The sequence below is a fragment of the Stenotrophomonas sp. LST15-1-1.1 genome (genome assembly GCF_040815575.1).
Taxonomy (GTDB): domain Bacteria; phylum Pseudomonadota; class Gammaproteobacteria; order Xanthomonadales; family Xanthomonadaceae; genus Stenotrophomonas; species Stenotrophomonas lactitubi_B.
Window position 1 is genome coordinate 138,340 of record NZ_JBFPNJ010000031.1, and the last position, 24,018, is coordinate 162,357.

Consider the following 24,018-nt stretch of genomic DNA (forward strand, 5'->3'; position numbering starts at 1 on the left):
ATTCGATGGCTCGCCTGCCCCTGCCCAGGTGCGACGGTCCGTGCGGCCGCCACAAGGCGCTAAGATGCGCGCGCCGCCTTCCTTCCAGCGCCGCATGTCCCTGGATTTCCCCACCGTCGCCGTGCTTGGCTTCCTGCTCTGCGTGGGCATCGCGCTGGGGTTCTCGTTGCTGCTGGTGGTGCTGCGCGGGCAACCGGTGTTGCGGCTGTGGACGCTGAGCCTGTGGGCACTGACGCTGGGGGTGACCTTGCTGGCGCTGCGTCCCTACCTGCCGCAGGTGCCAGCGATTCTGGCCGGCAACGCGGCGATGGCCGCCTGCGCGGTGCTGCTGCTGCGTGGCATGGCCCTGCATCTGGGCCAACCCCTGCCGGTGTGGCGACCGCTGTTGCTGGTGGCCGCGTTCATGGCCGGCATCTTCCTGTTCCTGGTGCCGTGGCCGAACCTGGTCGTGCGCCTGCATGTATTCAGTGTGTTCGCTGCGCTCATCGACGGCTGGATCGCCTGGCTGCTGCTGCGCCACGCCCCGCCCCGCCACAGCAGCGCACCAGTTGCAGGCTGGCCGCTGCGGTGTTCCTCGCCGAGGGCCTGCTGTACGTGGTGCGCCTGTTCCTACCGGTGGCTGCCGACGCCGGCGAGGACATCATGCATACCGGCACGCCGATGTTCGTGACCTACCTGGCCGGGGTGATGCTGGAGCTGGCCCGTTGCTTCGCTCTGGTGCTGCTGCTGGTCGAACGCATGCTGGTGGAACTGCGTCGGGCGGCGCGGATCGATGGTCTTACCGGCCTGCTCAATCGCAGCGCGGTGCTGGCGGATGGGCAGCTGCAGCTGGAACAGGCGCGCCGGCACGGTACGCCGTTGGCGCTGCTGTTGCTGGATGTGGATCATTTCAAGCAGGTCAACGATCGCTGGGGTCATCTGGCGGGTGACCACGTGCTGCAGCACTTCACCGCGGTGCTGCAGCGCTGCGCGATCGGCCGCGTGCATCTGCTCAGCCGCTATGGCGGCGAGGAGTTCCTGTTGCTGCTGCCTGGCAGCAGCGGCAATGAGGCGACGGCGCTGGCCGACGCGATCCGCCACGGCCTGCAGCAGCGTCCCGCCCTGCTCGATACCGGTCCGGTGGCGGTGACCGCCAGCATCGGGCTGGTGCTGGACGACGGCCGGACCGATCTTTCCGGCTTGATCGCGCTGGCCGACACCGCCCTGTACCGGGCCAAGGCCGAGGGCCGCAACCGCCTGGTGGCGGTGCCGACGCCGGCCTAGGACATCCGCCTGTCGCCGCCAGCGCCCGGCGCGTGTAAGTTGGGTCACATCTGTTTGGTCACATCTGCCGCGGCACACCGTCGTGGTGGACAGGAACATTCCCAGGGGAATCACGCACGATGCAACGACACCATTTCGCGCGGGCCGGGTTGCTGGCCAGCATGCTGATTGCCGGCTGCAGCGCACCGCCGCAGGCAGGCACCGACGGCGCAGGCGATACGCCCAGCCGCCGCTACGGCCAGATCGATTTCCATCCCTGCACGCTGGCCACTGAAGGCGCCAGCGCGAACGTCGAGGCGCAGTGCGCGACATTCCAGGTGCCGGAAGACCGGAGCAAGCCGGAGGGCCGCAGGATCGATCTGCGCGTGGCCTGGCTGGAGTCGGGCAACAGCGGTTCGGGCCTGCCGGACCCGGTGTTCTTCCTGGCCGGCGGACCTGGCCAGGCGGCCAGCGAGGTGGCCGTCATCGTCGATACGGCACTGCGCCAGGTGCGCAAACAGCGCGACATCTTCCTGATCGACCAGCGTGGCACCGGTGGCTCCAACCCGCTCAGCTGCCTGGGCGCGGATGGCAAGGAGCTGCCGATGGATGAAGACGCTGCGCCCAGCGAGGCGCTGCTGCGCGAGTACGCGGAGCGCTGCGCCGCGTCGCTGAAGGGCCGTGCCGACCCGCGCTTCTATACCACCGCCGAGGCCATCGCCGATCTGGACGCGGTACGCCAGGCGCTCGGCGCCGATACGCTCAACCTGGTCGGCGGCTCGTACGGCACCCGCGTTGCCCAGCGCTACGCTGCGGCCTATCCGCAGCACACCCGCAGCATCGTCATCGACGGCGTGGTACCGAACGATCTGGTGGTCGGGGGGGAGTTCGCCAATACCTTCGACAACGCCATCACCCTGCAGTCGGCGCAGTGCCGCAAGGATGCTGCCTGCAGCAAGCGCTTCCCGGTCGATACGCGCGCACAGCTGCGCAGCGTTGCGGACACCCTGCGCCGCACGCCGGTTACCGTCGAGTACCGCGATCCGGGCACCAATGCGCCGCGCAAGGATGTGTTGACCCCGGACAGCGTGGTCGGCCTGGCGTTTGCCTTCTCCTACGTGCCGCAGTATTCCTCGCTGCTGCCACTGGTGCTGGACGAGGCCGCGCAGGGGCGTTACGCGCCACTGGCCTCGCTGGTACGCGGGGCGACCCGCAGCATGGATTTCCAGATCAACCGCGGGATGCAGTGGTCGGTGATCTGCAGCGAAGATGCACCGCGCTACCAGGCGCCGGCGGAAAGCGGAGATGCGTTGTTTGGACCGGAAGTGGCGCGTGCGTTCTTCGCTGCCTGCCCGGTCTGGCCGCACCAGCCGGCACCGGCGGCAGCGGCAGTGCCATTGCGCAGTGATCTGCCGGTACTGCTGCTGTCCGGCGAGCTGGACCCGGTGACGCCGCCGCGTTACGCCGAACAGGTGCTCAAGGGGCTGCCGAAGGGACGTGCGCTGGTTGCCCGCGGGCAAGGCCACGGCACCCTGGCCGCCGGTTGCATGCCGCGCCTGCTCGGCCAGTTCATCGACACCACCGATGCCAAGGCGCTGGATGCCAGCTGCCTGGACACGCTGAGCTACGTGCCGGCGTTCACCTCGTTCAACGGATGGGCCCCATGATCGTCGCCGACAACCTGCACAAGGCCTTCAACACCCGCACCGGCCGTATCCAGGCGGTGGCCGATGTCGGCTTCCGCGCCGAGGATGGCCGCATCACCGGCCTGCTCGGGCCGAATGGCGCCGGCAAGACCACCACCATGCGCATGCTGTACACGCTGATGACGCCGGATGAAGGCAGCATCACCGTCGATGGCATCGACGCCGCCCGCGATCCGGTGGAAGTGCGTCGCCACCTCGGCGTGCTGCCCGACGCGCGTGGCGTCTACAAGCGGCTGACCGCGCGCGAGAACATCGCTTACTTCGGCGAGCTGCATGGCCTGTCCGCGTCGCGCATCCGCGAGCGCATCGAAGTGCTGTCGCATGCGCTGGACATGGCTGACATCCTCGATCGGCAGACCGATGGCTTCTCGCAGGGCCAGCGCACCAAGACCGCCATTGCCCGTGCGCTGGTGCACGACCCGCGCAACGTGATCCTCGATGAACCCACCAACGGCCTGGACGTGATGACCACCCGCGCACTTCGCCGCTTCCTGCTGGGACTGCGCGAGGAAGGGCGTTGCGTGATCCTGTCCAGCCACATCATGCAGGAGGTCGGTGCGCTGTGTGACCACATCGTGATCATCGCCAAGGGCACGGTGATGGCCGCCGGCAGCGCCGATGAACTGCGTGCGCAGTCCGGCGAACCCAACCTGGAAGATGCGTTCGTGAAACTGATCGGCAGCGAAGAGGGCCTGCACGCATGAGCATGATGTCGACCATGATGACGGTGATGCGCAAGGAACTGCGCGACCTCTCGCGTGACCGCCGCACCCTGATGCTGACCCTGCTGTTTGGTCCCTTGCTGTACCCGCTGCTGATCCTGGGCATGGGCAAGCTGGCCGAAAGCCGTGTCCGCATCCAGATTGAACAGCCACTGCAGATCCCGACCATCGGTGCCGAGAATGCGCCGAACCTGATGACTTTCCTGGCCGCGCAGGGGTTGAACACCGCGCCGGCGCCGAAGGATCTGGCCGAGGCGATCCGCTCGCAGGAGATCGACGTGGCCCTGCGCATCAGCCCCGATTTCGGCAAGGACTGGGCCGATGGCAAGCCCGCGCTGGTGGAAGTGATCCGTGACAGCACCCGGCGCGCCGCCGAGGTGCCCAGCGCCCGCCTGCAGGCGGCCCTGGCGACGTACAACGGCCAGGTCGGTGCGCTGCGGCTGATGGCACGTGGCGTCGACGCACAGGTCGCGCGGCCGCTGGATGTGGCCACCCAGGACATGGCCAGCGCCGAGGCCAAGCGCGGCATGATGCTGTCGATGCTGCTGCCGGTACTGCTGACGCTGACCTCGTTCATCGGTGGCGCCTACCTGGTGATGGATGCCACCGCCGGCGAGCGCGAGCGGCAATCGCTGGAGCCGCTGCTGGCGACCCCGGGTTCGCGCAGCGCCATCGTCAGCGGCAAGATCGCCGCCGCCTGCGTGGTCGGCTTCGCCTCGTTGCTGCTGACGTTGATCGCGTTCAAGGCCAGTGCGCAGATCGCGCCCGGCAATGTCGGCCGGCAGCTCAACATGAACATCGGCTCGATGTTGCAGATGCTGCTGGTGATGGTGCCGATGCTGCTGATCGGCACCTCGCTGCTGACCTTCCTCTCGGCCGCGGCCAAGAGCATGAAGGAAGCGCAGAGCCACATGACCTGGCTGGTGCTGCTGCCGATGCTGCCCGGTTACGCGTTGATGGCCTACCCGGTGAAGAGCGAGCTGTGGCAGTACGCGGTGCCGTTCCTGTCGCAAAACCAGATGCTGCTGAAGGTGATCCGCCACGAGGCGATCAGCCCGACCATCTGGGCGGTCTACCTCGGCGCAAGCCTGGGCCTGGCCGCGGTGCTGTGGTTTGCTGCCGTGCGTCGTTACCACAACGAACGCCTGGCGATTTCCGGCTGAGCGGAACCGGTAGCGCCGGGCCATGCCCGGCGGATATCGAACGAGGCCCGGTCATTCCGGGCCTCGTCCCTTTCAGCGCAGTGGGGCGTTTCCGTCCGCGTACCGCGCTGGCGTCACTCCCATCTCGCGCTTGAACACGGCGATGAAGGAACTGGGCGTGTCGTAGCCCAATGACAGTGCGACGGTGGTGACCGGTTCGCCGGCCAGCAATCGCGGCAGCGCCAGCAGCACGCGCAGGCGCTGTCGCCAGTGGGTCAGCGTCATGTTGGTCTCGGCCTGCCAGCGGCGGGCGAGGCTGCGACTGGACAGGCCGCTCGCTGCGGCCCAGCCCTCGACGCTGCGGGTGTCATGCGGCGCGCGTGCCAGGGCCGAGGCGACGCGGCGCAGGCGGCGGTCGCTGGGTTGCTGCAGGGCCAGCGGCAAGGGCGTGCCGGCGGCGATTTCATCGATGATCACCCCAGCCAGGCGCTGTTGCACCGCATCCAACGCCTGCCCGGACCATTGCAGTGCCCGCGGCACCGCCACCTGCAGCAGGTCGCTGGGCTGGAAGATGCGCGCTGCGGTGGGCAAGCCTGCGCAGTCTTCCCTGCCGAAGTACAGGCTCCAGCCATCGAAGCTGCCGATGCTGGACAGCGCATGCGGGTGCTGCGGCGGAAGCCATGCCACGTGTCCGGCCGGAAGCAGCCAGTGGATGTCGCCCGCCTCGATCCGCAACAGACCCGTGTGGGCGCCCAGCAGTTGCCCGCGCGCGTGCTGATGACGGGCGGTGCGGCGCGAACCCGGCATCGCCAGCTGCGTGCCGAGCAGGGCTGGCCCCGCGCTGGCATCAGCCAGTGCAGGATCGATCAGGGGTTCCTGGAGTGTCTGTTCTGCCATATCCATTGGCAGTTATACGGCAGAACGGACGGAAGCGAGCGTCGACACTGGTCCTCCATTCCCCTGGAGTACTCCATGCAGCCCCATGACATCCTTCCCGATCATCAGAACGACGTGCAGGTGAACGGACTCACCGTGCGCAAGGGCAGTGTCGGCGCCTTCCTGGCCAGCGTCCGCGACTGGCAGGACCCGGCCAGTGATGCCGCCACCCGTGCAGCCGCCGAAGCCGATCTGCGCAGTCTGCTGCACGGACTACACGCACTGGGTCTGTTCCAGGTGCTGGCGGCACGCGATCCGGCGCTGCAACGGTTGATCGACGGCGCAGCCTGAAACGAACAAAGCCCGGACATGCCGGGCCTTGCTCCAGAACCACCGGGCGCGCCCGGCGCTACCGCCTTGGGCATCAGCCGCCCGGTGCGAACACCAGCGTGCGGCGGGTGGTGACCGGGGCATTGACCGGCTCGAAGCGCCAGCGCTTGACTGCGGTGAGGGCTTCGCGATCGAAAACGCGCGAGGGCGTCGCGCGCAGCACGCGCGCGTTGGTCACCGAGCCGTCGGTGCCGACGGTGATTTCCACCAGCACTTCGCCGGAGGTGCCCGAACGCAGGGCTTCGGCCGGGTAACGCGGTGCCGGCGTGCTGACCGGGCGCAGGCTTGGGGCGGCGGCGGTCGCGGCCTGGCGGGCGGCGTTGGCCTGCTGGGCAGCGGCCTGCTGCTGCTTCTGCTCGGCATCGCGGCGCGCGGCGGCCTGGCGCTCGGCTTCCTGGCGCTCGCTGTCACGACGGGCAACATCCTGCTGCGCGGCAATCTGCTTGGCCGCCTCGGCTTCCTTGGCGCGCTGTTCGGTCAGGCGCTGCTGCTCGGCCAGCTGCCTGGTGCGGTCTTCAGCGTCCTTCTTGACCTTCTCGGTTTCGTCTTCGGTGCGCTTGGCCGCGATCTGTACGCCCTTGCTCAGGCCTTCTTTCAGGCGCGGCAGGGCCGGGGCCGAGGCGTCGACTTTTTCGATCAGGGCGACCAGCCGCTGCGCTTCGGTGAAGTCCTCGCGGCCCAGGTGCTGCTCGGCGGCGATCAGGGTGTAGGGCAGCAGGTCGGTCAGCGCGCTCTTCACCGAGGCATCGTCCGGGGTCTTGTCGCGCAGGGCCAGGTAGTACTCGATGGCGTTGTCGCCGGCCGGGGCGTACATGCGGTTCTCGCGCAGTGCCTGGCTGGCCGATTCGCGCAGCTGCTCGGTGCCCATCGACTGCACCTTGGCAGCCACGGCCGGTGCGGCTGGCGCTGCAGCGGCGGGGGTGGTGGCACCCTGCGCGGCCGGGGCCGGTGTTTCTTCCTTGCCCGAGCAGGCAGCCAGGGCCAAAGCCAGAGCGACCGGCAACCACCGGCGCGCGGCAGCGATCATTGCGACGTGCGACATCCTGCTCCCCTCTAAGAAGACGACGTTACGACAAACGTAGGCAAGCCTGCCGGGACTGGAGGTCCGGGCGCGGTCGATGACGTTTCCCGACGCCATCGCCGATGACGGCGAGGGTGCAATCTAGCATCCCGGCCTCACCTGCGCACAAGGGCAGGCATAGCGGGCCGGTGGCGGCACTGGTACCGCCACCGGGATCGGGATCAATGTGCGGCGGACTTGCCGTGGCCTTCCGGCTTGTCGTGGCTGCCGGACATCAGCTTGTCGGTCCATGCGATGCCGATCGCCGACAGGATGAACACGCAGTGGATGATGGTCTGCCAGAGCACGCCGTCAGCCGTCAGCATCGAGCAGCGGGCCACGCCGATGTTTGCGGCAGCCACGCTCATCTGCTCCGGGGTGCACAGCGGGATGCCGCCCAGCGCGCCGGTGGCAATGAACGTCTTCAACAGGTGGATCGAGGAGATGCCGATGATCGCCATCGCCAGCTTCACCTTCAGCACGCTGGCGTTGACGTGGCTCAGCCATTCCGGCTGGTCCGGGTGGCCTTCCAGGCGCAGGCGCGAGACGAAGGTTTCATAGCCACCGACGATCACCATCACCAGTAGGTTGGAGATCATCACCACATCGATCAGGCCCAGCACGATCAGCATGATCTGCTGCTCGCCCATCGACACCGAGTGCGAGATCAGGTGCCACAGTTCCTTGCCGAACAGGAACACGTAAACGCACTGGGCAACGATCAAACCCAGGTACAGCGGCAGCTGCAGCCAGCGCGAGGCGAAGATCAGGGTGGACAGCGGGGAGAGCGGCGGACGGTTTGCACTCATGCGGAGGATGCTGCGTTTCGGGGGAGAGGCGAGGTTACCGGCCCGCCATGACGGTGCCAAGCCAACGCACCCACTAGACTTCAGGTTCCTTTCCGTACCCCAGAGTCGCCGCCATGATCGACCTGTATTACTGGCCTACCCCGAACGGCCACAAAGTGACCCTGCTGCTGGAAGAAGCCGGCCTGGAGTACCGCATCCACCCGGTCAACATCGGCTCGGGCGACCAGTTCAAGCCGGAATTCCTGGCCATTTCCCCCAACAACAAGATGCCGGCCATCGTCGACCACGCCCCGGCCGACGGCGGCGCCCCGCTGAGCGTGTTCGAGTCCGGCGCGATCCTGCTGTACCTGGCCGAGAAGACCGGCCGCTTCCTGCCGGCCGACCCGCGTGGTCGCGTCACCACCCTGGAATGGCTGTTCTGGCAGATGGCCGGGCTGGGCCCGATGAGCGGGCAGATGGGCCACTTCAATGTGTACGCGCCGGAGAAGATCCCGTACGCGATCGAGCGTTACGACAATGAAGTGCGCCGCCTGCACGGGGTGATGGACAAGCGCCTGGCCCAGCACGCCTTCCTGGCCGGCGAGGAGTACACCATCGCCGACATGGCCAGCTACCCGTGGGTTGGCGCCTACGACAAGCTGCCGGCGGACTTCGACGCGTTCCCGAACCTCAAGCGCTGGCACCAGGCCATCGCCGCCCGTCCGGCCACCCAGCGCGCCTATGCGCTGCGCACGCAGGTGAACCCGGACGCTGGCAAGCCGCTCAGCGACGAAGAGCGCAAGCACCTGTTCGGCAAGCGCTGACCCGGGACGGTGGCCCAAGGGTCGGATCCCTTTGCATCGCAAAGGGCTCTGACCCTTCAATAGCGCTGCCATGGGCAGAAGGTCATGCTGTCTTCCAGCACCGGCTTGGTTAGGATGGAGGCTGACCGTCCCGCGCCCGTCGCGGTGACGGACCTGCCGTTTGCCGGGATCCTCCATGCGCCATCTGTTCGCCTCGCTCGCCCTCATGCTCGCCACCAGTACCGTCGCCCACGCTGAAAAACTCACTCTGGAAGCCATCACCGGCCCACTGCCGTTGTCCGGCCCGACCCTGATGAAGCCGAAGGTGGCGCCGGACGGCTCGCGCGTGACCTTCCTGCGCGGCAAGGACAGCGACCGCAACCAGCTGGACCTGTGGAGCTACGACATCGGCAGCGGTCAGACCCGACTGCTGGTGGACTCGAAGGTGGTGCTGCCGGGTACCGAAACCCTCAGTGACGAAGAAAAGGCCCGCCGCGAGCGCCAGCGCATCGCCGCGATGACCGGCATTGTCGATTACCAGTGGTCGCCGGACGCGCAGCGCCTGTTGTTTCCGCTGGGCGGCGAGCTGTACCTGTACGACCTCAAGCAGGAAGGCAAGGCGGCAGTGCGCCAGCTGACCCACGGTGAAGGCTTTGCAACCGATGCCAAGCTGTCGCCCAAGGGCGGCTTCGTCAGCTTCATCCGCGGCCGCAACCTGTGGGTGATCGACCTGGCCAGTGGGAAGCAGATGCAGCTGACCGCTGATGGCAGCACGACCATCGGCAACGGTATCGCCGAATTCGTCGCCGACGAAGAAATGGACCGCCATACCGGCTACTGGTGGGCGCCGGACGATTCGGCCATCGCCTACGCCCGCATCGACGAAAGCCCGGTGCCGGTGCAGAAGCGTTACGAAGTCTATGCCGACCGCACCGATGTGATCGAACAGCGTTACCCGGCCGCGGGCGATGCCAACGTGCAGGTGAAGCTGGGCGTGATCTCGCCGGCGGAACAGGCGCAGACGCAGTGGATTGACCTCGGCAAGGAGCAGGACATCTACCTGGCCCGCGTCGACTGGCGCGATCCGCAGCACGTGAGTTTCCAGCGCCAGTCGCGCGACCAGAAGAAGCTCGACCTGGTGGAAGTCACCCTGGCCTCGAACCAGCAGCGTGTGCTGGCCCACGAAACCAGCCCGACCTGGGTGCCGCTGCACAACAGCCTGCGTTTCCTCGACGACGGCAGCGTGCTGTGGTCGTCCGAGCGCACGGGTTTCCAGCATCTGTACCGCATCGACAGCAAGGGCAAGGCCACCGCGCTGACCCACGGCAACTGGTCGGTCGATGAACTGCTGGCGGTCGATGAAAAGGCCGGCCTGGCATACTTCCGTGCCGGCATCGAATCGGCGCGCGAAAGCCAGATCTACGCCGTCCCGCTGCAGGGTGGCCAGCCGCAGCGCCTGTCGAAGGCGCCGGGCATGCACAGCGCCAGCTTCGCGCGCAACGCCAGCGTGTACGTGGACAGCTGGTCCAACAGCAGCACGCCGCCGCAGATCGAACTGTTCCGCGCCAATGGCGAGAAGATCGCCACCCTGGTCGAGAACGATCTGGCCGATCCCAAGCATCCCTACGCGCGCTACCGCGAGGCGCAGCGCCCGGTCGAATTCGGCACGCTCACCGCTGCCGACGGCAGGACGCCGCTGAACTACAGCGTGATCAAGCCGGCCGGCTTCGATCCGGCCAAGCGCTACCCGGTGGCGGTGTACGTGTATGGCGGCCCGGCCAGCCAGACCGTCACCGACAGCTGGCCCGGCCGTGGCGACCATCTGTTCAACCAGTACCTTGCCCAGCAGGGCTACGTGGTGTTCTCGCTGGACAACCGCGGCACCCCGCGCCGTGGCCGTGACTTCGGTGGCGCGCTGTATGGCAAGCAGGGCACGGTGGAAGTGGCCGACCAGCTGCGTGGCGTGGCGTGGTTGAAGCAGCAGCCGTGGGTGGACCCGGCGCGCATCGGCGTGCAGGGCTGGTCCAACGGCGGCTACATGACCCTGATGCTGCTGGCCAAGGCGTCGGACAGCTACGCCTGCGGTGTGGCCGGCGCACCGGTGACCGACTGGGGCCTGTACGACAGCCACTACACCGAGCGCTACATGGACCTGCCGGCGCGCAACGATGCCGGCTACCGCGAAGCACGCGTGCTGACCCACATCGAGGGCCTGCGTTCGCCGCTGCTGCTGATCCACGGCATGGCCGACGACAATGTGCTGTTCACCAATTCCACCAGCCTGATGAGCGCGCTGCAGAAGCGTGGCCAGCCGTTTGAACTGATGACCTATCCGGGTGCCAAGCACGGCCTGTCCGGCGCCGACGCACTGCATCGCTACCGCGTCGCCGAAGCCTTCCTGGGACGTTGCCTGAAGCCTTGATCATCATCCGGGAAGGAGCCCGCCCATGACCCTGCCGCCGCCGATTCCTGCTCCCTCCAACCCGGCCTCCGGCTGGTGGTGCCGGCATTGGCGCTGGGCGATGCCGCTGGCGGTGCTGCTGTTCCTGGCCGCCCTCGGCGGTGCCATCGCCTGGAGTGTGCTGCGCTGGACCGAGGCCGCGCACGACAGTGCGCCGATGCGCGAGGCGATGCGTCGCGCCGGCTGCAGCGTCGAACTGGTGCAGGTGTTCGGCGAACCGCTGCAGGCCGGAACGCTGCCGCTGGGCAGCATGCAGACCGCCATCAACGGCGAGCGCGATGTCGGCCTGACCGTGGCGCTGGAAGGACCGCATGCGCATGGCCGCTTGTTCGTGAAGGGCACCCGCAGCGACGACGTGTGGGATTACCCGGTGATGTACGTGCTGGCCGAAGACAAGCAGACCTTCGACCTGAGTGCGCTGGATGATGCCGAGGCGGCCGGCGAATGCGAATTGCAGGAATGTCGCGCTCGTGGGGAATGTGCGCTGACGGCCGCGCTGTAGAGGACGTGACCTCCGGCCGATTGTCGCCACCGCCATGAGCGCGTAGGGTGCGGGCAACCCTGTCCTGGAGTGCTCCATGAAGCCGATCGCGCTTGCCATCGCCCTGGCCCTCACCGCCGCCCCGCTGCTGTCGGCCCCACCGGCCCTGGCCGCACCGGCCGCCAAGGCCTCCACGCCGGCCAGCCCGGCCTGGGTCGCGCGCAGCAACGCGCTGGCGCAGATCCTGCTGGATGCCCAGGGCCCGTTCCAGCCCGAGGAAACCGGCTTCTTCGGCGTGCCCGGCTACGACGACAAGGTCGCCGACCTCGGCCCGGACAATGACCAGCGCTACCGCGCCGCGATGGCCAAGGCCCGCGACGAGCTGAAGGCGAAGCTGGCCAGCGAGAAGGATCCCAACGTCCGCCAGGACCTGGAGATCATGATCGCCGCCGCCAACCAGAACATCGAAGGCAGTGAGCTCAACCAGAAGTACCTGCTGCCGTGGCGCGATGCGCCGCAAAGCGTGTTCAGCGGCCTCAACCTGCTGCTGTCCGACCAGGTGCCGGCCGAGCGCCGGGCCAAGGCGGTCGATCGCCTCAAGGCATACGCCGGCCTGCAGCCAGGCGGCACCGCGTTCACCACGCTGGCCCGCCAGCGCTACGAAGAGCGGTTGAAGGACAGCACGCTGCTGCAGCCGACGAAGATCGAAGTGCAGCAGTCGCTGGACAACGTCGAGACCTACATCACCGGTATCGAGTCGCTGCTGAAGAAATACCAGGTTGCTGGTGCCGACGAGGCGATGAAGGCGCTTGCCTCGCAGATGAAGGAGTACGCCGCATGGACCCGCAGGGAGGTGCTGCCGAAGGCACGTGCCGATGCGCGCCTGCCGGCCCCGCTGTACGCCTATCAGCTCAAGCAGGTCGGTATTGATATCGACCCGAAGCTGCTGATGCAGCGCGCGCAGCTGGAGTTCATGGAAACCCGCTCGGCGATGCGCCAGCTGGCCCCGCTGGTGGCGAAAGAGAAGGGCCTGAAGGTCAGTGACCCCAGCGACCCGGTGGCGGTGATCCGCGCGCTGAAGGGCGAGAAGATCGCCGATGACCAGCTTGAAGGTCATTACCGCAAGGTGATCGATGCCATCGATCCGCTGATCCGCGAACATCGCATTGTCGATGTGCCGCAGCGTGCGATGCAGATGCGCCTGGGCTCGGCCGCCGAAAGCGCTGCCAGCCCCGCACCGCACTTCCTGCCCGCGCCATTGGTCAACAACACCGGGCAGCAGGGCACCTTCGTGCTGCCGCTGGGCAACCCGGCCGCCGGTGCAGGCGCGCAGTACGACGACTTCAACTTCGGCTCGGCGGCCTGGACGCTGAGCGCACATGAAGGTCGCCCGGGCCACGAACTGCAGTTCACCGCGATGGTCGAGCGTGGCGTGTCGCTGGCGCGCACGATGTTCGCGTTCAATTCGGTGAACGTGGAAGGCTGGGCGCTGTACGCCGAAGCGGAGATGGTGCCGTACGAACCGCTGGACGGGCAGATGATCGCGCTGCAGTTCCGCCTGCTGCGTGCCGCCCGCGCGATGCTCGACCCGATGCTTAATCTCGGCCTGACCGACCGTGCCAACGGCGAACGCGTGCTGATCGAGCAGGTGGGTCTGTCCAAGGCGATGGCCACCCAGGAACTGGACCGTTATATGGTGCGCATGCCGGGCCAGGCGGGCAGCTACTTCTACGGCTACACCCGCATCCTCGAACTGCGCATGCAGACCGAGCTGGCACTGGGCGCGAAGTTCGACCGCCTGGCGTTCAACAACTTCCTGCTCGACCAGGGCCTGTTGCCGCCGGACCAGCTGGCCGAAGCGGTGAACCAGGTGTTCGTGCCGAAGTACCGGTAGCGCCGGGCCACGCCCGGCGAGCGCAGCGGAAGGGAAGAGACGCCGGGCCTGGCCCGGCGCTACCTGCGTTGATCCGTGTGGGTCACCGCTGCGGCTGCGGGGTGATCGTCTGCGTTGGCAGGCGTGCCGGTGGCGCCGGATTCGGCACCCAGATCGCCACGCCGGCGGCGCGCTTCTGCGTCGTCGGTATGCCGATGCCCACGCCACCGCCCACGTGTGAACCGTAACTGCCGGCACCCACCGACATGCCGACCGGCGAGCCACTGCTGCCCACGCCCATCAGGATCACGCCGTTGGCACCGAGCGCAGCCGCTTCGCGCTTCAGGCGAGCCACGGCGGCATCGGTCTGGCCCTGCGTACCAAAGCCCACTGCTGAAGACGACTCCAACTGGGCGATTTCCTGCGAACCGGCGGGTGGCGTCGAATAGATCTGCACCTGGGCCGGATCGATCGGCGCGCGGGCGCGGCCCAGCATGACCTTGGAGGTGCTGGCGCAACCGGCAACGGTCAGCAGCATGGCCGCCAAGGCGACCCAACGGATGTTCATGGCGTATACCCCTGTAGGACTGGTTCGGATCATCAGCCGGGCACTCTGAATCGGCGCCAACATCGGGGCTCGACCCATGGCCGCACGCTAGCACGGCGCCGGTGAGGTTGACGGCAACGGCGGTAGGCGGCGCTGCCGGGAACGGCTATGGTTGGGAGCACGAACAACCACGGGAGCGCGCTATGGGTGTGATCAGTCTGTTGTGGGGCGTACTGGCGCTGCTGTGGATGATCCTGGCGCTGATACCGCTGCTGGGCTGGGGCAACTGGTTCCTGATCCCCTTTGCCGCGGTCGGCGCGATCATCGCTGCGCTCGGCATCCTGTTCACCCACCCCAGCAAGCGCGGCCGGGCCTGGACGGGGCTGATCCTGAACGGCATCGTGGTGGTGGTCGGCATCCTGCGCCTGGGGCTGGGCGGTGGCGTGATCTGAGCCGGCCCCTGCCGGTGCGACAGGGCGTCGCAGTGACACGGCCACTGGCCGGGCAGGGAGTAGAATGGGCGGCTGCGCGAGCCCCCCGCGTGCCTGTTGAACCGCGCGCCGCGCGGCTGCTCCCATGATCATTCGTTCCCGTCCCCACGGCTGGCAACTGCTGTACATCCTGCGTGGCTCCATCGTCCCGGCGATCGCGCCGAAGGTACTGGCCATCCTCACCCTCTCCATCGCGGTCGCCGCGGTGGTGGAACTGGCGCCGCCGGTCGGCATCGAGCGCGTCTCGGTCACCCCGTTCACCCTGCTCGGCCTGGTCCTGTCGATCTTCCTCAGCTTCCGCAACAGCGCCTGCTACGACCGCTGGTGGGAGGGCCGCAAGCTGTGGGGCCAGCTGGTGTTCGAATCGCGTTCGCTGGCCCGCCAGGTACAGGTGCTGCTGGCCGACGATGCGCCGCGCCGCCAGCGCATCAGCTACCTGACCACCGCTTTCGCCTATGCACTGGCCGCGCGCCTGCGCGCCCGCGACGTGGCGCTGGCCGCGGTGCCATGGCTGGACGAGAAACAGCGCGGGCAGCTCGCCCAGCGCGAGAACGTGCCCGATGCGCTGCTGGCGATGATCGCCGCCGAACTGGCCCAGGCCCGTTGCGAAGGCACGCTCGATTCCATCCTCTACGTCCAGCTGGAAGAGCGCCTGCACGCGATGTCCTCGATCCAGGCCGGCTGCGAGCGCATCCTCACCACCCCGCTGCCGTTCGCCTACACCCTGCTGCTGCACCGCTGCGCGTGGATGTTCTGCGTACTGCTGCCGTTCGGTCTGGCCAGTTCGCTGGGCTGGGCTACGCCGGTGCTGTCGGCGGTGCTGGCCTATGCCTTCTTCGGCCTGGACCAGCTGGGTGAAGAAATGGAAGACCCGTTCGGCCTGGAGCCGAACGACCTGCCGTTGGACGCGCTGGTGCGCACCATCGAGATTGACCAGCTCGATGCCCTCGGCGAACGCCCGTTGCCCGAACCCCTGCTGCCGCAGGGTTACCTGTTGCAATAGCCACTCCTCGGAGCCTGCCATGCCTCATCCCCATTACCGCCCGCGGCGCATGCGCCATGACGAATTCTCGCGCCGCCTGATGCGCGAGAACACGCTGACCACTGACGACCTGATCTATCCGGTGTTCGTGCACGAACCGGCTGGCCGCGTTGCGGTGCCGTCGATGCCCGGCGTGGAGCGCCTGTCGATCGAAGAACTGCTGAAGGTGGCCGAGGAAGCGCTGGAACTCGGCATCCCGGTGATCGACCTGTTCCCGGTGCTGGACGCCTCGCAGAAGTCGCTGGACGCCTCCGCGGCGTGGGCCGAAGACGGCCTGGCGCAGCGTGCGATCCGCGCGCTGAAGTCGCGTTTCCCGGAACTGGGGGTGATGACCGACGTTGCCCTGGATCCGTACACCACGCACGGCCAGGACGGCATCATCGATGACAAGGGCTACGTGCTCAACGACATCACCGTCGAAGCGCTGGTCAAGCAGTCGCTGTCGCACGCCGAGGCGGGCGCGGATATCATTTCGCCGTCTGACATGATGGATGGCCGTATCGGTGCGATCCGTCGTGCGCTGGACGCCGACCACCACCTCAACGTGCGCATCATGGCCTACTCGGCCAAGTACGCGTCGGCGTTCTACGGCCCGTTCCGTGACGCGGTGGGCAGCGCCGCCAGCCTCGGCAAGGCCGACAAGAAGACCTACCAGATGGACCCGGCCAACGGTGACGAGGCGATGCGCGAGATCGCGCTGGATCTGGAAGAGGGCGCGGACATGGTGATGGTCAAGCCGGGCATGCCGTACCTGGACCTGGTGCGGCGGGTGAAGGAGACCTTCGGTGTGCCGACCTTCGCCTACCAGGTCAGCGGCGAGTACGCGATGATGAAGGCGGCGTTCGCCAACGGCTGGCTGGACGAGCGCGCCTGCGTGCTGGAATCGCTGCTGGGCTTCAAGCGTGCCGGCGCCGATGGCGTGCTGACCTACTTCGCGCCGCAGGTGGCGCGTTGGCTGCGCGAGCGCTGACAATAGCGCCCACGACGGACGGAGGAACACGCGATGGGACCTGAAATGGGTTGGATGCAATGGTTGATCTGGGGCACCGGTACGCTGGTGTTCGGGGCCATCATCGTCGGCGTGTTCGTTGCTGCCTGGCGCGCCGCCAGGCGCCCGCCCGAGCAGCTTTCCGCTGCCGCCCAGGTTGCCCGCGAGCAGGCCCTGCCGGAGAGCGTGCAGGCCGAACTGGCCGCGTTGAACCGGCGCAAGGACAATGGCCAGCTCAGCGAAGTGGAATACGAACAGCAGCGCGCGAAGGTGCTGTCGCGCTGAGTTGATGTTCTGGTAGTCGCCAACCTTGGTTGGCGCTCCGGTGTGCCGACCAAGGTCGGCACCTGTCAGAAGACGACATCAACGCATGGTGTGGATCTACCGCACGCACTCCGCCACTGCCACCACCTTCGGCACTGCCAGCCGGTACACATCCACGCCACCGGCGCGTGGCGACTTCGCGGCACTGCTGGCCACCATCATTTCGCCCGGCTTGGCGTTGTCGACCACTGGCGCGCCGGTCCAGCCGCTGGCCTGATTGAACGACAACCCCAACGGCTGCAACGCAGCGCCTGTCCACGCACAGCCACTGGTCCAGACCTGCGCGGTGTCACCGCTGCCACGGCTGAAGGCCACCGCGCCTGCGCTGCCCAGCCAGTCGCCGTCGGTTTCATCGGCAGCGCTGTTCAACGCCTGCAACGCCGTCGCCGGCCCTCGCGCGCCGTGCGCGTCCAGCGTGGCCACGAACAGGTCCCAGCCGGCACCACGGCCCTGCTGACGGGCAAACAGCAGCCGCCGCCCGTCCGCGCTCAAGGCCGGGCCGCGCTCCTCATGGCGACCGCCATCGCCGGCCAACGGTTGTGGGGTGCCCAAGCCGCCATCGGCGGCAATCGCCGCCCGGTACAGCGCCAGCCGGCCCTCGCGGCCTGCGGCGAACAGCAGCCAGCGGCCGTCGCGGCTGAAATACGGGTCGCGCACCTCACCGGTCACCGCCAGCGGCAAGGCCTGCGCCTGCTGCCAGCGGCCGTCGACCACGCGCGCCTGCCACAGCCCCCAGCCGGCATCGCCACGGCGGGCGAAGACGATGCGCTGGCCATCGGCGCTGATCGTGGCCCGGCCCTCATCGGCGCGGGTGGAGACCACGCCCATGCCCTCGATGCCGTACTCGTTCAACGCCATCGCCACCGGGGCAGAGAGTAGACTGGCGGCGAGCACCAGCAGGGTCGGGGCGATACGCATCATCCAGGTCCATGCACGAAAGAGCACCAGTCTAGCCAGCTTGAGGATTCCATGACCGATCGTTACGCCGTCTTCGGACACCCCGTCGCCCACTCGAAGTCGCCGCAGATCCATGCTGCGTTCGGTCGCCAGGAAGGCATCTCCCTCGACTACTGCAGCATCGATCTTGCCCCGGACGCCTTCCTGGCCGGGCTGGAGGCGTTCGCCGCCGAGGGCGGTGTCGGTGCCAACGTCACCTCACCGCACAAGGAAGCGGCGTTCTCGGTGTGCACCACGCTGACCGCGCGCGCGCGCCGCGCCGGCTCGGTCAACACCCTGCTGCGCAAGGGCGACCGCTGGCACGGTGACACCACCGATGGCATCGGCCTGGTGCGCGACCTCACCGATCGTCACGGCCTGGACCTGCGCGGCCGCCGCGTGCTGCTGCTGGGCGCCGGTGGTTCGGCGCGCAGCGTTGCGCCGGCGCTGCTGGATGCCGGCATCACCGAACTGGTGGTGGTCAACCGCACGCCGGAACGCGCCGACGAACTGATCGATGCCATGGGCGAGCCGGGCCGAGCGCTCAGCCGCTACTGGGACGATCTGCGCGACCTCGGAGATTTCGAGCTGATCCTCAACGCCACCTCGGCCGGCCGCGATCGCGACGCCGAGTTCAAGCTGCCGCTGTCGCTGGTCAATTCGATGACCACCGCCGTCGACCTGAACTACGGCGAGGCCGCCATCGCGTTCCTGGCCTGGGCGCGCGCTGCGCAGTGCCGCAACACGGTTGATGGCCTGGGCATGCTGGTCGAACAGGCGGCCGAGAGCTTCCTGCAGTGGCATGCCGTACGTCCGCAGACCGACGAGGTCTACCAGCAGCTGCGCGCCGGTGCCGGCGCCTTCGCCGGGCAGGACTGATCGATGGACAGCCAGGCTCTGATGGTCTCCCTGCTGACCATGGTCGGCGTGCGCCTGCCGGTGCTCATCGCCCTGTGCGTCGGCCTGGTCTGGGTAATGGGCGCGCCGCGCGATCCGGCACGCACTGGCGCGCTGACCGGACTGCTGCTGTTGCTGGGGTCCAGCATGGGCAGCCTGCTGGCCAACCTGGTGCCGATGTGGATGGTCAGCCGGGGTGACTTCAGTGCGATCTCGCAGTTGAGCACCGTGCTGGGCGTGGTCCACTTCGGCCTGGCGATGCTCGATGCCGTCGGCACGGTCCTGCTGGTCTGGGCATTGGTACGGCTGCTGCGGCAGCGCACTGCGACGCCCTGACCGCGATGGCGGCAGTGGCCGCGCCGGTGGCGTCGCGAGGCGCGCATCCAGCCATCGCGCGACGCGGCTGACCCTGTTCAGCGCCCGCGCCTCGGAGCCCGTGGCCGGCCATGCGACAATGGCCGGCCTGACCCCGCTACGGTAGTTCTGGCGTGACCGAAACCGTCGCCGCCCCTCGCAAGCTCGATGACACCCTGAAGGACGCGATCCGCAAGGCGTACACGACGCTGCAGGCCAATACCCCCGGCTTCTCCACCCGCCGCTCGCAGAGCCAGATGATCGGCGTGGTGTCGCGTGCGCTGTCCACCAGCGGTGGCGTGGGCGTGGTCGAGGCGCCGACCGGCGTTGGCAAGAGCCTGGGCTATCTGACCGCGGGCGTGCCGATTGCCCTGGCCAGCAAGAAGAAGCTGGTGATCAGCACCGGCACCGTGGCGCTGCAGTCGCAGCTGGTCGAGCGCGATATCCCGAACTTCCTCAAGGCCACCGGCCTGGAAGCGACCGTTGCACTGGCCAAGGGCCGCACCCGCTACCTGTGCACGCGCAACGCCGCCGAGGCGCACGGCGAGGGCGCGCAGAACGGCATGTTCGAGGACGAGCAGCCGTTGTTCGACCGCCCGCTGGCGCCGATCGAGATGGACATCGCCAAGCGCCTCACCGTGGCCTTCACCAGCGGTAGCTGGGACGGCGACATCGACAACGCACCGGAAACCATCAGCCCCGGCCTGCGCGGGCGCATCACCACGCCGGCCTCGGGCTGTGCGGGGCGGCGCTGTGCGTACTCGGCGCAGTGCGCGGTGCTGCGTTCGCGCAACACCGTGCGTGATGCGCAGATCGTGGTCACCAACCACGCGCTGCTGCTGTCGGCGCTGTCCATTGGTGACAGCGACAACGGCCAGCCGATGATCGCCGCGCCGTCGGACATGCTGCTGGTGCTCGACGAAGGCCACCACGTTGGCAATGTGGCCATCGATCAGGGCGCGGCCAGCCTGGCGTTGGATGAAATGGCCAAGCGCACCGGCCGCCTGCAGATCCTGATCGCCGGCGCCTACCGCGCGGTCGACAAGGATCGCCTTGGCAACCTGTTGCCGAACGAAGCCATCGACGCGGCCAGCAACGTGGCCAAGGGCCTGCGTGCATTCCGCGATCATGTCGAGGCGGTGTGGATGCCGGCGCCGGCCGATGAGGAACCGATGTGGCGCGCCACCAACGGGCGCCTGCCCGAGGCTTGGCGCGAACCGATCGAGGCGCTGGCCGACGATACCCGCAGCCTCTACAACTGGGCACACGCTGCCACCGCGCAGGTCGCCAAGGGCAAGCCGGACGATCCGGCACGCGAGCGCCTGCAGCGCAACCTGGGCATGGCCCTGGAGATGATCGAGCAGCAGTACAACCTGTGGCAGGTCTGGCGCCGCGAGGACAAGGAAGGCGCGCCGCCGATGGCGCGCTGGGTGACCGCCACCCGCGACGGCGACCTGGTGCTGCATGGCTCGCCGGTGTCGGCCGCGCACGTGCTGCGCAAGCTGCTGTGGGATGAAGTGGATTCGGTGGTGCTGACCTCGGCGACGCTGACCGGCGGCGGCGATTTCCAGGCGCTGGCGATCGACAACGGTATCCCTGAAACCGCCGAGATGGTCTCGCTGTCCTCCCCGTTCGACCTGCCCAACCAGGCCGAGCTGATCGTGCCGCCGTTCCCGGTCACGCCCGATGACCGCGAAGGCCATCCGCGTGAAGTGGCGCGCTACATCGGCAAGGAACTGGACTGGACGAAGGGCTCGATGGTGCTGTTCACCTCGCGCTGGAAGATGGAGAAGGTGGCGGGCCTGATGCCGGCCGCCAAGCGCAAGCAGGTACTGGTGCAGGGCGAGATGTCGAAGACGCGCATGATCGACGAACATCTGCGCCGGGTGGCGGCCGGCGAGGGTTCGGTGCTGTTCGGGCTGAACTCGTTCGGCGAAGGCCTGGATCTTCCCGGTGAGGCCTGCACCACGGTGGTGATCACCCAGGTACCGTTCGCGGTGCCGACCGATCCGCAGACCGCCACGCTCAGCGAGTGGGTGGAAGCGCGTGGCCTCAATGCGTTCAACCTGATTGCGATTCCGCATGCGTTGCGCACGCTGACCCAGTTCGCCGGCCGCCTGATCCGCACCTCCACCGACACCGGGCGGGTGATCATCCTCGACTCGCGCCTGCTGACCCGCCGCTACGGCAAGCGCATCATCGACGCGCTGCCGCCGTTCAAGCGCACCATCGGCTGAGCAGCGGGGTCAGATCCCCTCCGCCGGAAGGGCTCTGACCCCGCCGCGCGAGCAGGGTCGTTCCGCCTTTCAGTCCTGCGATTGCGGACATGACTCGGACGCCAGTGCGTAGGGCTGGTACATGCAGCGGATCAGGTCGTCCACCGTCTTCAGCCGCGGTGGCCATGCGACGTGCTGCAGGCCCTGTGCGTTACGCATCTCGACCATCCCTTCCTTGAGCGTGGTACCGGGTGGCAGCGGCAGGGCGGCCAAGCGCGCGCGAGCACGTCGTAGTGCCGGCAGGTCGTCATCCAGAAAGGCGATGGTCGCATCCACGTAGAGGTTCCACCCCTCCGGATCGGCGCCGGCAGGCCTGTACGTCAACCGCATCAGCGCGCTGGCCGGATCACGTTGCCCCTCGTAGGCGCGGAGTTGCGCCTCGTGCCAGGCCAGCTCTGGGTGGCCGCTTGCCTTGGCCTGGCGCCGGTATGCGGCGAACAGGTCAGCCAGTTCCAACTGGCAACCGGCACGCCGGACCAGCGCGTCCCAACCTTCGCCGGGGCCGTGGTCGAATGCTCCAGGCGACATCGCCAGCAGTTCGGCACGATTGTCGAAGCGGCATTCGTCGGCGGACGCCGACGTGGTCGCAGTGGCCAGTGCCAGTGCTATCAGACTGCGGTGGAAGCGCATCGTGACGTCCATGTGCGGGGCTGCACATGATGCACCCCGGAGGTGGATAGTGCCGCGTGCTGAAGGGGCACTGCCGGCCAGCGGCCGGCACTACCCGTCTTCAATCGCCGAGCAGGGCGGTATTGCGCACGGCGCCCTTGTCGGCGCTGGTGGCCAGCAGGGCGTAGGCCTTCAGCGCGCTGGTGACCTTGCGTGGGCGCGGCGCGCGCGGTCTCCAGCCACGTGCATCGGCGTCGGCGCGGCGTTGTGCCAGCGTGGCGTCGTCCAGCAGCAGGTCGATGCGCCGCGCCGGGATGTCGATGCGGATGCGGTCACCATCCTCCACCAGGCCGATCACACCGCCGCTGGCCGCTTCCGGCGAGACATGGCCGATCGACAGGCCAGAGGTGCCGCCCGAGAAGCGGCCGTCGGTGAGCAGGGCGCACTGCTTGCCCAGCCCCTTCGACTTCAGGTAACTGGTTGGATACAGCATTTCCTGCATGCCCGGGCCACCCTTCGGGCCTTCGTAGCGGATCACCACCACGTCGCCGGGCTTCACTTCATCGGCGAGGATGCCGGCGACCGCCGCGTCCTGGCTTTCGAAGACGCGTGCATTGCCTTCGAACACGTGGATCGATTCGTCCACGCCGGCGGTCTTCACCACGCAGCCGTCGACGGCGAGGTTGCCGCGCAGCACGGCGAGGCCACCTTCCAGTGAGTAAGCGTGTTGCAGCGAGCGGATGCAGCCCTCAGCGCGGTCAACATCCAGCGACGGCCAGCGCGTGGCCTGGCTGAAGGCTTCCTGGGTGGGAATACCGGCGGGGCCGGCCTTGAAGAAGGTGTGCAGGGTGTCGTTGTCGCTGCGCATCACGTCCCAGCGATCGAGTGCTTCGCCGAGCGTGTTGCTGTGTACGGTGGGTACGGAGGTATCCAGCAGCCCGGCGCGGTCCAGCTCACCGAGGATGCCGAACACACCACCGGCGCGATGCACATCTTCGACGTGGTACTTGGGCGAGTTCGGCGCCACCTTGCACAGCTGTGGCACGCGCCGCGACAGTGCGTCGATGTGGGACAGGTCGAAGTCGACCTCCGCTTCCTGCGCAGCGGCCAGCAGGTGCAGGATGGTGTTGGTGGAGCCGCCCATGGCGATGTCCAGGGTCATTGCGTTGGCGAACGCGGCCTGGGTGGCGATGCCACGCGGCAGTGCGCGCGGATCCTCGCCGCCATACCAGCGGTGGCAGAGCTCGACGATCAGGCGGCCGGCGCGTCGGAACAGCGCTTCGCGGTCGGCATGCGTGGCCAGGGTGGTGCCGTTGCCGGGCAGCGACAGGCCCAGCGCTTCGGTCAGGCAGTTCATCGAATTGGCGGTGAACATGCCCGAGCACGAGCCACAGGTGGGGCAGGCGCTGCGCTCGTACTCGGCAACCTTCTCATCCGAGGCGCTGTCATCGGCGGCGACGACCATGGCATCAACCAGATCCAGCTTGTGCTCGGACAGCTTGGTCTTGCCGGCTTCCATCGGTCCGCCGGACACGAACACCACCGGAATGTCCAGGCGCAGCGCGGCCATCAGCATGCCCGGGGTGATCTTGTCGCAGTTGCTGATGCACACCAGCGCATCGGCGCAGTGCGCATTGACCATGTACTCCACCGAGTCGGCAATGATCTCGCGGCTGGGCAGCGAGTACAGCATGCCGTCGTGGCCCATGGCGATGCCGTCGTCCACGGCGATCGTGTTGAATTCCTTGGCGACGCCGCCGACCTGTTCGATCTCGCGCGCGACCAGCTGGCCAAGGTCCTTCAGGTGCACGTGACCGGGCACGAACTGGGTGAAGGAGTTGGCGATGGCGATGATCGGCTTGTGGAAGTCGCCATCCTTCATGCCGGTGGCACGCCACAGGGCGCGGGCGCCGGCCATGTTGCGGCCGGCGGTGGAGGTGCGGGAGCGGTATTCAGGCATGGCTGGCGGAACGGGCGGGCCGTACGACGTGGGAGTCGGTTGATGATGGC

General features: G+C 67.8%; 24 protein-coding genes. 17 read left to right on the top strand and 7 right to left on the bottom strand.

Translation table 11 applies throughout. The annotated features are described in order from the left end of the window. Positions 1–64: 64 nt before the first annotated feature. The 5 genes from MRBLST15_RS17300 to MRBLST15_RS17320 all read left to right on the top strand — a co-directional run bounded on the left by MRBLST15_RS17300 (position 65) and on the right by MRBLST15_RS17320 (position 4,833). Positions 65–670, top strand: coding sequence for a hypothetical protein (locus MRBLST15_RS17300; protein ID WP_367787005.1), 606 nt, complete (start codon positions 65–67; stop codon positions 668–670). Continuing rightward, positions 568–1,263, top strand: coding sequence for a GGDEF domain-containing protein (locus MRBLST15_RS17305; RefSeq protein WP_367787007.1), 696 nt, complete (start codon positions 568–570; stop codon positions 1,261–1,263). The genes MRBLST15_RS17300 and MRBLST15_RS17305 overlap by 103 nt, the downstream gene beginning before the upstream one ends. A 119-nt stretch (positions 1,264–1,382) precedes the next feature. Beyond that, positions 1,383–2,909, top strand: a complete 1,527-nt coding sequence (locus MRBLST15_RS17310) for an alpha/beta hydrolase (protein WP_312705459.1) — start codon at positions 1,383–1,385, stop codon at positions 2,907–2,909. Continuing rightward, positions 2,906–3,652, top strand: coding sequence for an ATP-binding cassette domain-containing protein (locus tag MRBLST15_RS17315; protein WP_025877565.1), 747 nt, complete (start codon positions 2,906–2,908; stop codon positions 3,650–3,652). The genes MRBLST15_RS17310 and MRBLST15_RS17315 overlap by 4 nt, the downstream gene beginning before the upstream one ends. Next, positions 3,649–4,833, top strand: a complete 1,185-nt coding sequence (locus tag MRBLST15_RS17320) for an ABC transporter permease (RefSeq protein ID WP_367787010.1) — start codon at positions 3,649–3,651, stop codon at positions 4,831–4,833. Before MRBLST15_RS17315 ends, MRBLST15_RS17320 begins: the two co-directional genes overlap by 4 nt. Before the next feature lie 72 nt (positions 4,834–4,905). Here MRBLST15_RS17320 and MRBLST15_RS17325 read toward each other — a convergent pair whose 3' ends face one another. Continuing rightward, a complete protein-coding gene (locus MRBLST15_RS17325) occupies positions 4,906–5,709 on the bottom strand; it encodes an AraC family transcriptional regulator (RefSeq protein ID WP_367787012.1) in 804 nt (267 codons plus the stop codon). Between the two features lie 75 nt (positions 5,710–5,784). On the opposite strand from MRBLST15_RS17325, the gene MRBLST15_RS17330 reads away from it, so the two are divergent. Then, positions 5,785–6,039, top strand: a complete 255-nt coding sequence (locus MRBLST15_RS17330) for a hypothetical protein (RefSeq protein WP_367787014.1) — start codon at positions 5,785–5,787, stop codon at positions 6,037–6,039. Between the two features lie 73 nt (positions 6,040–6,112). On the opposite strand, the gene MRBLST15_RS17335 is transcribed toward MRBLST15_RS17330, so the two are convergent. Next, positions 6,113–7,120, bottom strand: a complete 1,008-nt coding sequence (locus MRBLST15_RS17335) for an energy transducer TonB (RefSeq protein WP_312705461.1) — start codon at positions 7,118–7,120, stop codon at positions 6,113–6,115. Positions 7,121–7,320: 200 nt separating this feature from the next. Further along, positions 7,321–7,947, bottom strand: a complete 627-nt coding sequence (locus MRBLST15_RS17340) for a TIGR00645 family protein (RefSeq protein ID WP_265951184.1) — start codon at positions 7,945–7,947, stop codon at positions 7,321–7,323. A gap of 113 nt (positions 7,948–8,060) precedes the next feature. On the opposite strand from MRBLST15_RS17340, the gene MRBLST15_RS17345 reads away from it, so the two are divergent. From MRBLST15_RS17345 to MRBLST15_RS17360, 4 genes are all read left to right on the top strand, one after another. Then, positions 8,061–8,750: a glutathione binding-like protein gene (locus MRBLST15_RS17345; protein ID WP_367787016.1), complete on the top strand. Its 690-nt coding sequence runs from the start codon at positions 8,061–8,063 to the stop codon at positions 8,748–8,750. A 175-nt stretch (positions 8,751–8,925) separates the two neighbouring features. Further along, complete coding sequence (locus tag MRBLST15_RS17350) at positions 8,926–11,151, top strand: S9 family peptidase (protein ID WP_367787018.1); 2,226 nt, start codon at positions 8,926–8,928, stop codon at positions 11,149–11,151. Positions 11,152–11,176: 25 nt separating this feature from the next. Beyond that, positions 11,177–11,692, top strand: coding sequence for a cytochrome c oxidase assembly factor Coa1 family protein (locus tag MRBLST15_RS17355; protein WP_265951187.1), 516 nt, complete (start codon positions 11,177–11,179; stop codon positions 11,690–11,692). Between the two features lie 76 nt (positions 11,693–11,768). Next, positions 11,769–13,565 carry a DUF885 domain-containing protein gene (locus MRBLST15_RS17360; RefSeq protein ID WP_367787020.1) on the top strand — a complete coding sequence of 599 codons (1,797 nt, stop codon included), beginning with the start codon at positions 11,769–11,771 and terminating at the stop codon, positions 13,563–13,565. 82 nt (positions 13,566–13,647) lie between these two features. Here MRBLST15_RS17360 and MRBLST15_RS17365 read toward each other — a convergent pair whose 3' ends face one another. Then, entirely contained in the window at positions 13,648–14,112 is a 465-nt protein-coding gene (locus MRBLST15_RS17365) for a hypothetical protein (RefSeq protein ID WP_089237661.1), read from the bottom strand. Positions 14,113–14,294: 182 nt separating this feature from the next. Between MRBLST15_RS17365 and MRBLST15_RS17370 the strand changes: the two genes are divergently transcribed. From MRBLST15_RS17370 to MRBLST15_RS17385, 4 genes are all read left to right on the top strand, one after another. Next, on the top strand, positions 14,295–14,543 hold the full coding sequence (locus MRBLST15_RS17370; protein WP_032952021.1) for a hypothetical protein: 249 nt from the start codon (positions 14,295–14,297) through the stop codon (positions 14,541–14,543). A gap of 124 nt (positions 14,544–14,667) precedes the next feature. Then, entirely contained in the window at positions 14,668–15,585 is a 918-nt protein-coding gene (locus tag MRBLST15_RS17375; RefSeq protein ID WP_265951190.1) for a bestrophin family protein, read from the top strand. Positions 15,586–15,604: 19 nt separating this feature from the next. Further along, positions 15,605–16,594 carry a porphobilinogen synthase gene (gene hemB / locus MRBLST15_RS17380; protein ID WP_025877543.1) on the top strand — a complete coding sequence of 330 codons (990 nt, stop codon included), beginning with the start codon at positions 15,605–15,607 and terminating at the stop codon, positions 16,592–16,594. A gap of 33 nt (positions 16,595–16,627) precedes the next feature. Then, positions 16,628–16,897, top strand: coding sequence for a hypothetical protein (locus MRBLST15_RS17385; protein WP_100462057.1), 270 nt, complete (start codon positions 16,628–16,630; stop codon positions 16,895–16,897). 96 nt (positions 16,898–16,993) lie between these two features. Here the strand turns inward: MRBLST15_RS17385 and MRBLST15_RS17390 are convergent, their stop codons facing one another. After that, positions 16,994–17,857: a TolB family protein gene (locus MRBLST15_RS17390; protein WP_265951191.1), complete on the bottom strand. Its 864-nt coding sequence runs from the start codon at positions 17,855–17,857 to the stop codon at positions 16,994–16,996. Positions 17,858–17,905: 48 nt separating this feature from the next. On the opposite strand from MRBLST15_RS17390, the gene aroE reads away from it, so the two are divergent. The 3 genes from aroE (at position 17,906) to dinG (ending at position 21,360) form a co-directional block, all read left to right on the top strand. After that, positions 17,906–18,751 carry a shikimate dehydrogenase gene (gene aroE, locus MRBLST15_RS17395; protein WP_367787024.1) on the top strand — a complete coding sequence of 282 codons (846 nt, stop codon included), beginning with the start codon at positions 17,906–17,908 and terminating at the stop codon, positions 18,749–18,751. 3 nt (positions 18,752–18,754) lie between these two features. Further along, positions 18,755–19,105: a hypothetical protein gene (locus MRBLST15_RS17400; RefSeq protein ID WP_100553948.1), complete on the top strand. Its 351-nt coding sequence runs from the start codon at positions 18,755–18,757 to the stop codon at positions 19,103–19,105. A gap of 152 nt (positions 19,106–19,257) precedes the next feature. Next, a complete protein-coding gene (dinG, locus tag MRBLST15_RS17405) occupies positions 19,258–21,360 on the top strand; it encodes an ATP-dependent DNA helicase DinG (RefSeq protein ID WP_367787026.1) in 2,103 nt (700 codons plus the stop codon). A gap of 69 nt (positions 21,361–21,429) precedes the next feature. Here the strand turns inward: dinG and MRBLST15_RS17410 are convergent, their stop codons facing one another. Together MRBLST15_RS17410 and ilvD are read right to left on the bottom strand one after the other, a co-directional pair. Continuing rightward, positions 21,430–22,041: a hypothetical protein gene (locus MRBLST15_RS17410; RefSeq protein WP_367787028.1), complete on the bottom strand. Its 612-nt coding sequence runs from the start codon at positions 22,039–22,041 to the stop codon at positions 21,430–21,432. An 88-nt stretch (positions 22,042–22,129) separates the two neighbouring features. Next, complete coding sequence (gene ilvD, locus MRBLST15_RS17415) at positions 22,130–23,968, bottom strand: dihydroxy-acid dehydratase (RefSeq protein ID WP_367787030.1); 1,839 nt, start codon at positions 23,966–23,968, stop codon at positions 22,130–22,132. Positions 23,969–24,018 lie beyond the last annotated feature (50 nt).